15 protein-coding genes are annotated in these 14,892 nt (G+C 68.1%); 4 read left to right on the plus strand and 11 right to left on the minus strand.

The features are described from left to right. Positions 1-99 precede the first annotated feature (99 nt). Together ACIA75_RS01075 and ACIA75_RS01080 are read left to right on the plus strand one after the other, a co-directional pair. The gene (locus tag ACIA75_RS01075; RefSeq protein WP_397098554.1) at positions 100-1,083 is read left to right on the plus strand and encodes an ATP-binding cassette domain-containing protein; all 984 of its coding nucleotides are present in this window, start codon (positions 100-102) and stop codon (positions 1,081-1,083) included. Beyond that, positions 1,080-1,904, plus strand: coding sequence for an ABC transporter permease (locus tag ACIA75_RS01080; protein WP_397098556.1), 825 nt, complete (start codon positions 1,080-1,082; stop codon positions 1,902-1,904). The genes ACIA75_RS01075 and ACIA75_RS01080 overlap by 4 nt, the downstream gene beginning before the upstream one ends. Here ACIA75_RS01080 and ACIA75_RS01085 read toward each other — a convergent pair. The 3 genes from ACIA75_RS01085 to ACIA75_RS01095 are packed head-to-tail and all read right to left on the minus strand — an operon-like array spanning position 1,830 to position 6,991. Then, complete coding sequence (locus ACIA75_RS01085) at positions 1,830-5,384, minus strand: AfsR/SARP family transcriptional regulator (RefSeq protein ID WP_397098558.1); 3,555 nt, start codon at positions 5,382-5,384, stop codon at positions 1,830-1,832. The two genes, ACIA75_RS01080 and ACIA75_RS01085, sit on opposite strands and share 75 nt — an antisense overlap. Before the next feature lie 51 nt (positions 5,385-5,435). Beyond that, a complete protein-coding gene (locus ACIA75_RS01090) occupies positions 5,436-6,521 on the minus strand; it encodes a PLP-dependent cysteine synthase family protein (RefSeq protein ID WP_397098560.1) in 1,086 nt (361 codons plus the stop codon). Further along, positions 6,518-6,991: a DUF4229 domain-containing protein gene (locus ACIA75_RS01095; RefSeq protein WP_397098562.1), complete on the minus strand. Its 474-nt coding sequence runs from the start codon at positions 6,989-6,991 to the stop codon at positions 6,518-6,520. The genes ACIA75_RS01090 and ACIA75_RS01095 overlap by 4 nt, the downstream gene beginning before the upstream one ends. Before the next feature lie 160 nt (positions 6,992-7,151). On the opposite strand from ACIA75_RS01095, the gene ACIA75_RS01100 reads away from it, so the two are divergent. Together ACIA75_RS01100 and ACIA75_RS01105 are read left to right on the plus strand one after the other, a co-directional pair. Then, complete coding sequence (locus tag ACIA75_RS01100) at positions 7,152-7,367, plus strand: BldC family transcriptional regulator (protein WP_397098564.1); 216 nt, start codon at positions 7,152-7,154, stop codon at positions 7,365-7,367. A gap of 162 nt (positions 7,368-7,529) precedes the next feature. After that, on the plus strand, positions 7,530-7,730 hold the full coding sequence (locus ACIA75_RS01105) for a hypothetical protein (RefSeq protein ID WP_397098566.1): 201 nt from the start codon (positions 7,530-7,532) through the stop codon (positions 7,728-7,730). Positions 7,731-7,840: 110 nt separating this feature from the next. Here ACIA75_RS01105 and ACIA75_RS01110 read toward each other — a convergent pair whose 3' ends face one another. From ACIA75_RS01110 to hemL, 8 genes are all read right to left on the minus strand, one after another. Continuing rightward, positions 7,841-8,065, minus strand: coding sequence for a hypothetical protein (locus ACIA75_RS01110; RefSeq protein ID WP_397098568.1), 225 nt, complete (start codon positions 8,063-8,065; stop codon positions 7,841-7,843). A gap of 178 nt (positions 8,066-8,243) precedes the next feature. Then, the gene (gene ccsB, locus ACIA75_RS01115) at positions 8,244-9,212 is read right to left on the minus strand and encodes a c-type cytochrome biogenesis protein CcsB (RefSeq protein ID WP_397098570.1); all 969 of its coding nucleotides are present in this window, start codon (positions 9,210-9,212) and stop codon (positions 8,244-8,246) included. 91 nt (positions 9,213-9,303) lie between these two features. Further along, positions 9,304-10,920, minus strand: a complete 1,617-nt coding sequence (locus ACIA75_RS01120; RefSeq protein ID WP_397098572.1) for a cytochrome c biogenesis protein ResB — start codon at positions 10,918-10,920, stop codon at positions 9,304-9,306. After that, positions 10,917-11,798, minus strand: a complete 882-nt coding sequence (locus ACIA75_RS01125; protein ID WP_397098574.1) for a cytochrome c biogenesis CcdA family protein — start codon at positions 11,796-11,798, stop codon at positions 10,917-10,919. Before ACIA75_RS01125 ends, ACIA75_RS01120 begins: the two co-directional genes overlap by 4 nt. Further along, on the minus strand, positions 11,795-12,046 hold the full coding sequence (locus ACIA75_RS01130) for a hypothetical protein (protein ID WP_397098576.1): 252 nt from the start codon (positions 12,044-12,046) through the stop codon (positions 11,795-11,797). Before ACIA75_RS01130 ends, ACIA75_RS01125 begins: the two co-directional genes overlap by 4 nt. Next, entirely contained in the window at positions 12,043-12,666 is a 624-nt protein-coding gene (locus ACIA75_RS01135) for a TlpA family protein disulfide reductase (protein WP_397098578.1), read from the minus strand. Before ACIA75_RS01135 ends, ACIA75_RS01130 begins: the two co-directional genes overlap by 4 nt. A 13-nt stretch (positions 12,667-12,679) precedes the next feature. Beyond that, positions 12,680-13,450 (minus strand): histidine phosphatase family protein, encoded by a 771-nt coding sequence (locus ACIA75_RS01140; RefSeq protein ID WP_397098580.1) that lies wholly within the window; start codon positions 13,448-13,450, stop codon positions 12,680-12,682. Next, positions 13,447-14,781, minus strand: a complete 1,335-nt coding sequence (gene hemL, locus ACIA75_RS01145; protein ID WP_397098582.1) for a glutamate-1-semialdehyde 2,1-aminomutase — start codon at positions 14,779-14,781, stop codon at positions 13,447-13,449. The genes ACIA75_RS01140 and hemL overlap by 4 nt, the downstream gene beginning before the upstream one ends. Positions 14,782-14,892 lie beyond the last annotated feature (111 nt).

Consider the following 14,892-nt stretch of genomic DNA (forward strand, 5'->3'; position numbering starts at 1 on the left):
TTTTGATTGACGAAACGTCCCCTGTCAATAAAAATTGACGAAAGCCGCCGCAATCGTCGTGCAAGAGCCGTGCAAGACCGACCGGGGACCGTAGGTCACATGACGAATCACGTATCAGCGGCGCCGCTCGCCATCGAGGCGACCGGCCTGGTCAAGGTGTTCGGCACCCAGCGCGCCGTCGACGGAGTGAGCCTGGCGGTGCCCCAGGGCTCCGTCTACGGCGTACTCGGTCCGAACGGCGCCGGGAAGACCACCACCATCCGAATGCTGGCCACCCTGCTGGGCCCCGACGGCGGCAGCGCTCGCGTCTTCGGCCACGATGTGGTCCGCGAACCCTCCACCGTCCGCTCACTCATCGGCGTCACGGGCCAGTACGCCTCGGTCGACGAGGATCTGACCGCCACCGAGAACCTGATGATCTTCTCCCGGCTGCTCGGGCTGAGCCGGTCCGCGGCCCGGCGCCGCACCGCCGAACTGCTGGATGAGTTCGGTCTGTCCGAGGCCGCCGGAAAACCGCTGAAGAACTTTTCCGGCGGTATGCGCCGCCGGCTCGACCTGGCCGCGGGTCTCATCGCCACACCCCCGCTGCTGTTCCTCGACGAACCCACCACCGGCCTGGACCCGCGCACCCGCGCCCAGATGTGGGAAACCATCCGCAAACTGGTGCGCGGCGGTACCACGGTGCTGCTCACGACCCAGTATCTGGACGAGGCCGATCAGCTGGCGGACCGGATCGCGGTGATCGACCACGGCCGGGTGATCGCCGACGGCACCGCCGACGAACTCAAATCCTCGATCGGCGGCTCGGCACTGCAACTGACGCTTGCCCAGCGCTCCCAGCTCGAATCCGCGCGCCGGATCATCGGCGAGGTCCTGGGCACCGAACCGCAGAGCACACCGGAGGCCGGGCGGCTCACCGCGGCGCTCCCCGATCCCAACGACACCACCGAACTGCTGATCCGGCTGCGCGAACAAGGTATCGCGGTGGACGAGATCACCGTGACCAAACCCAGCCTCGACGAAGTATTCCTCACCCTCACCGGCCACCCGGCCGATACCGATACCGAACGGACGGCGGCATGACCACCACCCTCGAAAAACCCCAGACTCTGCCGGCGCCCGTGGTGCCCCGGCCGACGGCCCGGATCGGCCTGCGCCGGACCGTGGACAACACCCTGACCATGGCCTATCGCGGCCTGCTGAAAATCAAACACAACCCAGAGCAACTGTTCGACGTCGTGATCCAGCCGGTGATCTTCACGCTGATGTTCACCTACATCTTCGGCGGCGCGATCTCCGGCGACGTGCAGAGCTATCTGCCGGTGATCATCCCGGGCATTCTGGTGCAAACCGTGGTGATGACCTCGGTGGTCACCGGAGTGCAGCTCAAAGAAGATATGGAGAAGGGAGTTTTCGACCGGTTCAAATCCCTGCCCATAGCGCGGATCTCGGCGCTCTCCGGCGCACTCACCGCCGATATGATCCGCTACGGTATCGCCTCGGTGCTCACCGTGGTGATGGGTCTGCTCATGGGCTTGCGACCGAATGCCGCGGGGGTCGTGGCGGCTGTCGCGCTGGTCGTCGTCTGCTCCTTCGCCACCAGCTGGATCTGGGCATTCTTCGGCGTCATCGCCAACAAAGCCTCTGCCGTGCAGGGTTACTCGATGCTGGTCATGTTCCCGCTGACCTTCGCCTCGCCGGCCTTCGTCCCGAAGGAAACGATGCCGGGCTGGTTACAAGCGTTCATCGACGTCAACCCGGTCTCGCATCTCGTGTGGGCGTGCCGGGACCTGATGAACAACGGGCATATCGGTATGCACGTGGTCTGGTCACTGGTGGGTGCCGCGGTGATCATCGCGGTATTCGCGCCGCTGACCGTGCGCGCGTACATGCGCCGGGCATGACTTCTCCCCGGATCCGTTCTCGGCCGTGGGCCGTACGAACGGGTCCGGCGTTCGCACGTCCACTTCCCGGAGCAGCTGCGCGATTCGCTGACCCGCCGCCGCGCGACGCCACCGGCGCGCGGCGGCGACCGCCGCGCCGAAACGATCGGCACCGATTCGGTCCTGCCACAACTCGTGGTGGCGCGCCCATTGCATCACCGGATAGTCCTGCCGCGGTCGCACCACCGGTGCCAACGCCAGCAGCTCGATCCCGGTCGCCGTGTGCACGCCGAGCGCCAGCAGACTCGACCCGAGCGCGCAGGCCACCGTACCGAGCTGCGGCATATCCAGCACATAGCCCAGCCGGCGGCGCGCGATATCGACGAACTCGGGCACGATCCGCGCGACCACGTCGGTGCGCTCGAACAGAACATGTGCGTCCAGGGCGGCGGAACATATCAGGAGCGTGCCGGGGCCCGCGTCGAATCCCTGGTCCGGCCAGCCCTGTAACTCCAGCGCACGCCGGAAATGGCTCAGCCCCGCATCGATATCGCCCTCGGCGAGCTCGATTCCGGCCACGCCCGCGGCAACGAGGGCCAACCGATGATTGCGCCGGATACCCGGGTCGTCGATCAATTCCAGGCTCGCCGCACCGGATCCGGAAAGTCCGAGCGCGGTATCGAGTTCGCGGCGCGCGCGGACCGGGTCGCCGCTCGCGGCCAGCGATACCGCCAGATAGGAATGCACTTCCAGGCTTTCCTCGAAAGCGCGTATGCGGCCCAGTAATTCGGCCGACTCTTCGTAATGCCGCACCGATTCGCGATAACGCGCGGACTGACCGGCCAGCGAGCCCAGATGCTGCGCGAGCATCGCCCGGCTCCACACCTCCGCATCGGTGAGGACCGGCACGGCGGCCAGGGCATCCCGGCGCGAACCGTGGATCCGGCCCATGTTCTCCCAGATATTCGCCCTGGCCATCAGCGCGATGCTCCGGGTCTGCCGGTCCGGCGAGCGGGTACCGCGTGCCAGCAATCGGGCCATCCGGAGGGTGTCCGGCGGACCGGACATCAGCAGCCCGATGAACCGCGCCGGTTCGCTCATTTCCGTCTCGGCGCGCAGCAAGGCGCGGACCCGGATCCGTACCACCGCGAGCTGCCGCAGGCTGGGGGTCATGAAGGCCAGATGCAGCGCGGTCACCGTATGGCCGAACATTTCCAGTTCCGCGTACACACCGCGGCTGCGCGGCGGCGGCGCCAGCTCCAGCATCCGCGGAATCCAGCCCATCAGCTCGGAATGTGCGCCGTGCGCCACCCACCGCATCGCCGCCACGGCGAACACCGCGTACAGGGTGTCCCGGTCGCCGCACGCGTCGGCACGGCGCAGCACAGCGACCAGGTTGTCCAGCTCCGCCGCCGTGATCAGCGCCGACCCCAGCTGGTCGCCGGCGCGGTATCGGCGCGCCATCCGCACCGCGAATTCCCGCCCCCAGCGCGCCATCCCGCGCTCCACCAGATCGAACTCGGACCCCGGTCCCGTATCCGCCGCGGCCAGCTCCTGCTCGCCGAATTCGCGGACCGTCTCCAGCATCCGGTAGCGAATCCCCAGCGCGGCGCCGGGATCGGCACTCTCGTCCTCCACCACGGTCAGCAACGATTGGCTCACCAAGCCGTCCACCGCCGCCGCGATATCGGTGACCTCGGGTCCGCCCACCACCGTCTCGGCCGCCGTGAGCGTGAACCCGGCCGGGAATCGGCACATCCGGCGCAGCGTGATCTGCTGGGCCGGTTCGAGCAGGTTCCAGCTCCAGGCGATCACCGCGTGCAGGGTGCGATGCCGCTGCGGTGACGTCCGGTCCCCGGTGCGCAACAGCGCGAACCGCTGATCCAGCCGCTGCTCGATATCTTCCACGCTCATGGTCCGCACGCGGGCGGCGGCCAGCTCGATGGCCAGCGGCAGGCCGTCCAGGGTCCGGCAGAGGCGGGCCACGACGTCCATATCGAGCCGCACCGAGGGCCGGATCGCCCGCGCCCGGGCCGCGAACAGGTCGGTGGCCGGCGATCCGGCGGGATCTATCGCCAACGGTGCCAGCGGATACACGGTCTCGGCGGTGATCGCCAAGGGCGCCCGGCTGGTGGTGAGCACCGTCAGCTGCGGGCACACACCCACCAGATCGGCTACCACGGTCGCCGCGGCCTCGACCAGATGCTCGCAGTTGTCCAGCACCAGCAACATCCGGCGGGCCGAGAGCGCATCGCGTAGCCGCCGGCGCGTATCGGGTGGTGGGCCCGACTGCGGCAACGCATGGTCGCGCCGGATCTCACCGAGGCCCAGTGCGGCGGCGATGGCCGACTCGATATCGACCGCGGTTTCGGTCTCCGGGCCGCCGGGCCGGACCGAGGCCAGCTCCACCAGGACAACCGGCTGCAACCCGGCCACCTGCCGGGCGAGTTCATTGGCGACCCGGGTCTTGCCTGCGCCACCGGGCCCGAGCACTGTGGTAACCCGCGAAACCCGCAGCAGCCGGGAAAGTTCGGCCAGATCGTCCGCCCGCCCGAGGAGCGCGTTGGGCGCGGCGCGAACACCGACGGTCACCGGTGTGGGAGTTCCCGCACCGGGTGGGACGGGTGTGCCCTCAGCAGGCGGGACCGGTGTGCCCGCGGCGGGTGCCGGGGCAGGTGCGACTGCGTCCCGGGGCGCCTGCGGCGCGAACCGGCCGCGGAGGATGGCGGTATTCAGTTCCGTGCTCGCGGCGCCGGGATCGGCTCCCAGTTCCGCGCTCAGTCGCGCGCGCAAGGCCGCGAAAACATCCAGCGCTTCACTATCGCGCCCGGCGGTGGCGAGCAAGCGCATGAGGGTACGGGCCAGCGCCTCGTCGGTAGGCCGGGCACGCACCTGGCGCCGGGCTATCGCGATGGCCGCGCCGAGATCTCCGGCGGCTTCCCGGGCCGCCCGCTCGATATCGTCGAGGGCCGCCGCCTGTTCCGCGGCAACAGCAGCCAACTGATCGGCAAGACCGCCCGGAGGCAGATCCGCGCCCGGTTCACCCGACCACAGCGCGCGTGCCCGGTCGACGGCCCGCTGGGCGGCGTCCACCGCTCCGGCGTCGAGGGAGCCGCGTGCCTGCCGCACCAGTTGCTCCACCGCGGTGAGATCCACCTGTTCGGCACGCAGGGCGAGCCGGTAACCACCCGGCCCGGCTTCCAGCACCCCGTCGGGCAGGGCGGCCCGCAACCGGGAGATCTGGGTGTGCAGGGCGTTCGCCGGGGCACGCGGGGGCTCGTCGCCCCAGACCTCGTCGATCAGGGCAGCGGCGCTGCGGCTTCGGCCCGGCCGCAGGCCGAGCGCGACCAGCAGCGACCGCGCCCGCGCTCCCGGGAGCGGTATCAGCGCGGTATCGCGGCGCAGCGCGATCCGGCCCAGCAGGGTGACCACGAGGGGGTCGTCCGCCGGCGCCGGAATCACGGGAGTTCGGCCGCCGGAGCGGCCCGGATCGAGGTCCATACCGGACTCATCGTATGTGCTGTGCGCGACGGGAGACCGGCGTCACCGGTGTCAGGCGTTCCACCGGCCCGTGTCGAGGAATTCGGCGAGGACAGCGGTCGGGGAGGTGAGGTCCCAGCCCTGGCGGTCGATCCATTCGTCGCTGTAGTAGGTATCGGCGTAGCGGTCGCCCCCATCGCACAGCAGCGTGACCACACTGCCGCCGCGCCCGGCGGTCAGCAGTTCGCCGATCAGCGCGCACGCGCCCCAGAAGTTGGTGCCCGTGGACCCGCCCACCCGCCGGCCCAGCCCCCGGCTCGCGAACCTGGCCGCCGCGATCGAGGCGGGGTCCGGTACGTGGATCATCCGGTCCACCACCTCCGGCACGAAGGACGGTTCCATCCGGGGCCGGCCGATCCCTTCGATCCGGGACGGCATACCGGTCGTGTAGTCGCGGAGGCCGGTCTCGTAGGCGCCGTAGAACGCGGAATTGTCCGGATCCACCACCGCGAGCCGCGTCGCGTGCCGGCGATATCGCAGATATCGGCCGATGGTCGCACTGGTACCGCCGGTGCCGGCGCCGACGACGATCCACTCCGGTACCGGGTTGGTTTCCAGCGTGAGCTGGTCGAAGATCGATTCGGCGATATTGTTGTTTCCCCGCCAGTCGGTGGCCCGTTCGGCATTGGTGAATTGATCCAGATAGTGCCCGCCACATTCGGCCGCCAGCCGTGCCGCCTCGGCATACATGTCCGGTGGCCGCTGCACGTAATGGCACCGGCCGCCCTGCGCTTCGATCAGGGCGATTTTCCGCGCCGAGGTGCCCGCCGGTACCACCGCGACGAAATCCAGGCCGAGCAGCTGCGCGAAATACGCCTCGCTCACTGCGGTCGACCCCGAGGACGCCTCCACGACGGTGGTCCCCTCGGTGATCCACCCGTTGCACAACGCGTACAGGAACAGCGATCGGGCCAGCCGATGTTTCAGGCTCCCGGTGATGTGGGTCGATTCGTCCTTGAGGTACAGCTGCACATTCCACTCCGCGGGAAGTGGATAGCGCACCAGATGAGTGTCGGCGCTGCGCTGCGCGTCGGCGTCGATGAGCCGCACAGCGTTATCGGCCCAGTCCCGCGGGTTGCCGCGCGCACAGGACTTCACGCTGTGCCGCCGGAGCCGCCCGTTTCCTGCGGGCCCGTCTCCCCCTTCGGCCGTTCCGCGGGACCGGACTCGTCCGGGTCCGAATCGCCCGGTTCGGAGTCACGCGATCCGGCGGAACCGGACTCCCGTGCTCCAGCCGGACCCGTATCCCCGCGCAACCGCGCCCGCAATTGAGCTTTGTCCTGCCGTCGGCGTTCGTCGACCGCGGCGATATCGGAATTCACCTGCGCGCGCAGGCCCTTGAAAAGAGTGAGCGACAGCGGCATGGCGATCACGATGGCGAAGAGTACGGCCACGATCAGCGGCACCTCCACCGAGACCAGCCGGGCACCGGCCACGATCACGGCGGTGAGTATCGCGACCAGCACCAACCGAGCCAGCGTGTACAGCGCCAGGTTGCGGGCGAGCCGGCGGCCCGGTGACGTACCGGGCGGGGTGGTCGATTCCTCGGAGGGGTTCGCTTCACTCACCTGACCAGCGTAAGCGAACCGCCGGTTACCGCCGCACCGGCGCATCCGATTTGTCCATTACCTCCGCTTTACCAACAGTAGGTGGTTCGAACACCCGGGGGTCGCGGTGCCACTATGTCGGAATCCGATGAGAAAACGTGACGAAACAGAAAGGTTTGCCATGACCGCGATTGCCGTCGGGGCCCAGGAGAACCTGCTGACCCCCGGCCAGGTTGCCGCCCTGTTCCACGTGGACCCCAAGACCGTTACCCGCTGGGCACATGCGGGGCGCCTCGGTTCCCTGCGTACCCCGGGCGGACATCGCCGGTTTCGCGAATCCGAGGTGATGCGGCTGCTCGAATCGCTCACCACCGAAGCGACCGTGCAGGGCGTCTGACACCCGTCTCCGTGCGGCGACCCGAACCGGCCGGAGCCCTCGGCCGCACAGCGATTGCGCGGCCGAGAACAGACCCCGGAGCGGTGATTCTCCCCTCCGGAGACCGGCGAGTGCCCCCACCGCCGGCTCCGGGAGCTAACCTCGATAGAGGAGGTGAGCCACGTGATGTACGTGTTGGCCCTCATCGCGATCGTGGCGATCGCGGTGCTGTGCTGGAAAGCATTCGGCCCAGGACGCCCCATATCGGCCCCGGGACCGGCCCGTAGGCGGGTGATGGGACCGGATGACGATCCCGAATTCCTGTGGCGTATCACGCACCAGCAGAAACGTACCGACGGCGATCCGGAATCCACCGAACACTGATCGCCGGGCAATCGATCGAACAAGTGATTGCCGGGCAATCCAGCGAACAGTGATCACCGAGCGCTGACGATACGACTCGGTAGGGCGTCAGGCGGTATTCGCGCCGCGCCTCAATCAGCCGTGCTGTCGACCTGCGGCAACCCTTCCACCGCCCGCAATTTATCGGCGACCCCGGCCAGACGGTCCAGCGCATCGGCAGGTAATCCCACCGCGGTGCGCACCAATCTGACCAGGGAATCGGGCTCCAGACCACAGATGAGCGCGGAGTTCGCGGTCTCGGACGCACAACAATCGGCGTCGATGCCGGTATCCGAACTGAAATTCTCCGAATCCACTGCCGTTCTCCTCACTGTTCGACGCGGCTTTATCCGCGTGGTGGAGGGGAAATGACCGTACACCCGATTTCCAGAACTACCGGGGTTGTATCCAGTTCAGCTATTACCCGACCGAACAATAGCAACTGAGCATTGCAGCCGAGTAACGATCATTACTGTGGGCAAACGCCGTGTCGGGTCAGGTCAAGCCGGAGTAACTGTGCAGGCCCGAAACGACCAGGTTGATGATGAAGAGGTTGAACAGCATTGCCACGAATCCGGCGATATTGATCCACGCGGCTTTCGTGTCCCGCCAGCCCGACGTCGCACGCGCGTGCAGATACGCGGCGTAGAGCACCCAGGCGATGAACGAGCACGTCTCCTTCGGGTCCCAGCCCCAGAACCGGCCCCAGGCCGCCTCGGCCCAGATAGCGCCGAGAATAACGCCGGCGCCGAAGAGCGGGAACCCGATGATCGTCGTGCGGTAGGCGAGTCGGTCCAGCGTGCGGGCATCGGGGAGCCGGCGCGCGATCGCGCCGAGAATGTTGCTCGATTCCGCACCCTCGGGCTGCCGCAACCGGTATAGGAACAACAAGCTGGCGATACCGGAAACCAGGAACACCCCGCTGCCGATACTGACGATGGTGACGTGCAGCGGCAACCAGAACGAGCGCAGCGCCGGCACCACCGGGGCCGCATCGGAGTAGAGCACGGTGCCCGCGAGGAACATCAGGATCAGCATCGGTACGAGCAGGAACGCCCACATCCCGCGGTAGCGCGGATCGCGCATGAGAACAAGACCCACCACCGCGGCGGTAGCCGTTGCCATGGACACGAACTCGTACATATTGCCGAGCGGGAAACGCCCGGTCGAGAATCCGCGCAGCACGATGGACGCGATATGCAGTCCGGCGGCGACGAAGAGCACCGAGAACGCGATATTGCCGAGCCGCTCGGACAGCGGCCGGCGGGGCGCTTCGCTGATCTTGCCCGGCACATCGCTACCCGCGGCGACCCCACCGGCCGTGACCAGTTCCCGTTCGGTCACCTGCCGGGTGCGGGCGGAGGCGTACTGCACGATCAGTAGCACCAGCACCAGCGTGTACACGACGATCGCCGATTTGAAGGCGAGGTCGCTGTAGCCGGCGAGAGTGTCGTCGATCGGCATCATTGTTCTCCCGTGCTCGTACCGCGGTGCCCGATGGACACTTGCGCCGGCTTTATGTTGCCGGGCGCGCTGTGTCCTACCGGGCCCGCGTTCAACTGTCGGACGTGTCCAGCAGGCGGTGCCGCAGGCGATCGAACTCCCCGCCCCAGCCGGCCTGGTCGGTGCGGGCCAGCCCGCCCATCTCTACTACGACGCGTCGTTGGTCTACGGTACCCTCCGGAGTCACCCGCAGCCAGACCCGCCTCCGGGTAATCAGCAGCGAGACCAGCAGTCCGGCCATCATCACCACCGCGCTCACCAGCACCCACTGCTGGGCGGGGTCGTGCGAGACCTGGATATTCGCGAATTCCTCGGCACCGTCGAACCGAACCTGGGTGCCATTCGGCAACGTGGTGGACTCGCCGGGACGCAGGTTCACCCGCGCTTCTTTGGCAAGCCGGCCCTGTCGCACCATCTCCTGGTCCAGCGCGAAGATCGACTGCGGCCGGCCGGTATCCAAACCGGTATCCCCGCGATAGATATCCACCGCGACCGCCGGATCGGTCATCCCCGGAAACACCGAGGTGAGCAGCGTGCCGTGGAAACTCGCGGTCGGTGCGAACAGGCCCTCGATCGCGATCTGGTTCTGCCGCCGCTCGGCATCGGTCGCATACATCCCACCGGGCGGGTCGATCCGCAGCACACCACTGGACAGGAAGGTGGTCATATCGCTGGGCGCCCACTGCACGGTCTCGGTGCGGGTCTCGCCGTTGGGGAACGTGACGGTGAACGTGGGGGCGTACCCGTGGCCCTGCAGATAGACCCGGTCCCCGCCGACCCTGAGCGGATGATTCACCTTGATGGTTGTATCCCGCCAGGTGTTCGTCGCCAGGTCCGCACCCTCTTGATACGAGATATCGGAGCTGAACATCTCGGCCTGACCGTTGTCGAGATAGTCGGCCCGGAAAGTGTTCACCTTCACGCACATCGGGTTCATCCCGGTGCCGTCGTTGATGTTGCCGGCCCGGAACGAATCGAAAACCGCCGGCGACGTGGTGCAGAAGCCCGGCCCGCCGTTGGCGATCACGATCACATTGCCCTCGTAGCCGAACAGCTTGCCCACCGCGATGGCCACCAAGAGCCCCACCAGCGCGAGATGGAAGACCAGATTGCCCAGTTCGCGGGTATATCCCTTCTCCGCCGACAGCGTGATCTCACCGCCGTGCTCGCCGGAGCGGACCTCGGTCCGCCAGCCGCGCAAACCCACCCGCGCCCGGTCCGTGACCTCTTCGGCAGTCCCCTCGACGACGACACGATGGTGGTGCGGTAACCGGGCCAGATTGCGCGGCACCCGCACGGGCGGCGTCCGCAGCGCCCGGTAGTGATCCACGGTGCGCGGCAGAATGCAGCCCACCAGCGAAATGAACAGCAGGGCGTATACCGCGGTGAACCAGAAACTGGAGAACACGTCGAACAGCTCGAACCGGTCCATCCACTTGCCGAGGACCGGACGATCGGCGATGTACTCCGCGACCTTCTGCTCGTTGAGGCTCCGCTGCGGCAGCAGGGCACCGGGAATCGCGGCCAGCGCCAGCAGAAAGAGCAGGACCAGGGCGGTACGCATACTGGTCAAGCCCCGCCAGCCGTTGCGGAGCAGGGCCCAGGCACGGCCCAGCGGAGATTGCCGGGGCGGACGAACGGTCGCCTCGGGATGGTCGGTCGCGGTCATATCGGCAATGTCACCTCGGCGACGAAACCGTCGCGCACCCAGCTGATGAACAGGTCCCATGCCCCGGTCACCAGGGCCACACCGACCGCGACGAGCAGAATTCCACCGATCACCTGAATGGTCCGCGAATTGCGCCGCAGCCAGCCCACCCCGCGCAGCGCGCTCGCCGAACCGAAGGCCAGCACCACGAACGGCAGTCCGAGACCGAGGCAGTAGGCCACGATCAGGGCCACGCCGCGGACGGCAGTGGTCCCCTCTGTTCCCGCGGCCACCGCCATCACGCCCGAGAGAGTCGGCCCCAGGCACGGTGTCCAGCCGAGCGCGAATACGGCGCCCAACAGTGGCGCCCCGGCGATACCGGCGAGCCGGCGCGGCTCCATCCGAGTATCGCGCTGCAGCGCCGGAATCAGGCCGATAAAGGCCAAGCCCATGACGATGGTGACCACACCGCCCAGCCGCTGCAGCAATTCACGATTGACGTTGAGAGTTTGGATCAGCCCGAAAACGGTGGCCGTGGCCAGGACGAAAACCACGGTGAAACCCGCGACGAACAGCCCGGCCGCACCGGCGACCCGCAACCGTCCGGTCTCCGGCGGCGCGGCCGCCGCGGGTTCCCCGCCGGTTTCGGTGAGTACCGCCGTCGCGGCGCGAGCGGCCGGAACAGCAGGGCCACGCCGGGCCTGTTCGACCGTCACCGGCGGTGCCTGCGCACCCACCAGCCCGGCCAGATAGGACAGATACCCCGGCACCAGCGGCACCACGCACGGCGAGGCGAACGACACCAGGCCGGCCAGCAGGCAGGCGCCGAGGGCCAGCAGCAGCGGACCGGTGGCCGCTGTCTGCTGAAATGACTCCCCCACTCCTGCCAGCACCGTCAACGCGAACTACGCTCCGATTCCCCTTCGGCGTTGTTCGCGCGCCGGTCGTCGGCACGACCACCCGGCGCCGTCGAACCGCGCGCGCCGGACGGCCGCGAATTCGACACCTTCCGGTCGCCACCGGGGGTGGTCGCCGGCTGTAGCTCCCAGGAGCCCAGCGACGATTTCACCAGTACCTCGGCACGTACGCCGCGCGGCGGACGGGTCGCCCCGTACCGGCGGACGCCTCGGGACCGAAGACTTCTCATGATGCTCCCTCCGCGGCGATGCGCTGCACCACCGGCATAAGATCCTCTGCGAGTAAGGCGCGCAAGAACACCGCCGCCACCCGATGGTCCCGATCCAGCACCAATGTGGTGGGGATGACACTGGTCGGGAAATCACCACCGAGCGCCAGCAGTGTGCGCATGGGCGGGTCGTAGATCGACGGATATCCGACGTGGTTATCGATAACGAAATCGCGAGCTTTGTCCTGAGTATCCCGGACATTGATCCCGAGGAAAGCGACCCCGAGATCCTTGGTCTGCTCGTAGACCTGTTCCAGCGCGGGCACTTCGGCGCGGCACGGGCCGCACCACTGTCCCCACAGATTGATGACGACCACCTGGCCCGGGAAATCGTCCACCGAGACGGTCTTGCCGTCGTCGGACATCAGGTCGGGCCCGGAAAGATCCCCGATGGTGCCACGCGTGGACGGCGGGTCGTAGAAAATATCGGTCTGTCCACCGGGCGAAACGAATTCGAAAGTACCGCCGCCGGTCGCCACGGCATCGGTACCGGTCGAGCAGGCCGAGGCCGCGACCAGACACAGCAGGGCGGCGAGCGCCGGCAACAGCCGACCCCGGACCGCCGAGGCCCCCTTCGTCATGCTCCTGACCCGCTCATGCGCCGTGCACCGTGGGATCCGATCCGCCCGCGGGCTCGGAGTAGACGATATCGACCAGGGTGTCACCTCGGTACACCAGCGAGGTCAGCGACGCCAGACCGCACTGGCGGCTGCGCGGATCGTGCCACAGCCGCTGGCCCTGCAGGAACCGGCGCAACGTCCACACCGGTAGCTGATGCGAAACCAGCACCGCTTCGCGGCCGGTCGACTCCACCCGTGCCTTGTTCACCGCGGCGAGCATGCGATGCGCGATCTGCAGATACGGTTCACCCCACGACGGGGTGAACGGGTCGCGCAACTTCCACCAGTGCCGGGGTTTACGCAGGGCGCCGTCACCGACCGAAACCCGCAGACCCTCGAAGGTGTTCCCCGCCTCGATGAGGTTCTCATCGGTGCGGACGGCGAGCCCGTGCCGGCCGGCGATCGGTTCCGCGGTCTCCTGTGCGCGCTGCAGCGGTGAGGCGATGACGAGGGCGATATCGTGATCGGCCAGCGCCCGCGCGACAGCACCCGCCTGGGCACGGCCGGTCACCGACAGCCCGAAACCGGGCAACCGGCCGTACAGAATGCCCCGCGGATTGTGTACCTCACCGTGGCGGAGTACGTGCACGATGGTTTCCACCGATTCGGCGGCGACAGCGCCGGAAGCGGGGGGTTGCGCGGCGACCGCACCGGCGGTGCCGGAAACGTCACCGGCCATCGCGGAGACGGCAGGATCCGCCGGTTCGCCGCGGTCGGCCGCGCGTTCGGATTCGGGCCGGCTCACGCGCCCGATCCTTCATGTGTAGCGCTCGCGGCAGCTGCCGCAGCGGCCGGCAGGGCGGCGGCGATCCGGTCGAAGGCGTCGTCGTCGAGCGCCGCGGAGACGAACCAGGCTTCGAAAGCGCTGGGCGGGCCGTACACCCCGCGGTCCAGCAGCTCATGGAAGAAGGCCGGGTAGCGCCAGGTCTGGCTCGCCTTGGCGGCGGCATAGTCGAGTACCGGGGTTTCGGCGAAGAACACGCTCACCATATTGCCCGCGAACTGCACCTGGTGTGCGACGCCCGCGCCGGTGAGGGCTTCGGTGAGCAGAATGCCGAGCCGTTCGCTGTTACGGTCCAGGGCCGCGTACACCTGATCGTCGGCCGCCCGCAGCGTGGCCAATCCGGCCGCCACCGCCACCGGGTTACCGGACAGGGTGCCCGCCTGGTAGACCGGGCCGAGCGGAGCGAGCCGGTCCATGATTTCGGCGCGGCCGCCGAACGCCGCGGCGGGCAGTCCGCCGCTCATCACCTTCCCGTAGGTGTAGAGGTCGGCCGCCACCGATTCCAGCCCGTACCAGCCCGCGCTGCTCACCCGGAACCCGGTCATCACCTCGTCCATGATGAGCAGCGCACCGTTGTCGGCGGTGATCCGGCGCAGCCCGGCGTTGAAATCGGGCAGCGGCGCGATCGCGCCCATATTTCCGCAGGCGGCCTCGGTGATCACGGCGGCGATCTCGCCCGGGTTCTCCTCGAATGCCGCGCGCACCGCGGTCAGGTCGTTGTACGGCAGCACGATCGTATCGGCGGCCTGTGCGCCGGTGACGCCCGGCGACGTCGGCAGCGCGAAGGTCGCGACCCCCGAGCCCGCGTCCGCCAGCAGGGCGTCGACATGGCCGTGATAACACCCGGCGAACTTGATGATCTTGGGGCGTCCGGTGTACCCACGAGCCAGGCGCACCGCGCTCATGGTCGCCTCGGTCCCCGAGTTCACCAGCCGCACCTTCTGCACCGGAGCGACCCGCTCGACGATCAGTTCGGCCAGCTCCACCTCGGCCGCCGTCGGCGCGCCGAAGGACAGCCCGTCCCCCGCGACCGTCCGAACTGCCTCGACCACCGCGGGATGGGCATGCCCGAGGATCATCGGACCCCAGGAGCACACCAGATCGACATAATCGTTACCGTCCGCGTCGACCAGATGGCAGCCCCGGGCCGACGAGATGAACCTCGGCGTACCACCCACCGAACCGAAGGCGCGCACCGGGGAATTGACACCACCGGGGACAACCGCTTCGGCTCGCTGGAAAAGCTGACTGGAGGCCGGCACCGCCGTACCGGCCACGCGCAGAGAACTCACGGCCTCCAGTTTGGCAGCCTCCCCCGGAGACGTCGACGACAGGGTGTGCATAGGTGATCCACGCCGCCGCCGGTTCCGTACATGCCGCCCCAAATACACCAAGGGTTAGCC

Source organism: Nocardia sp. NPDC051750 (genome assembly GCF_044453135.1).
GTDB lineage: Bacteria > Actinomycetota > Actinomycetes > Mycobacteriales > Mycobacteriaceae > Nocardia.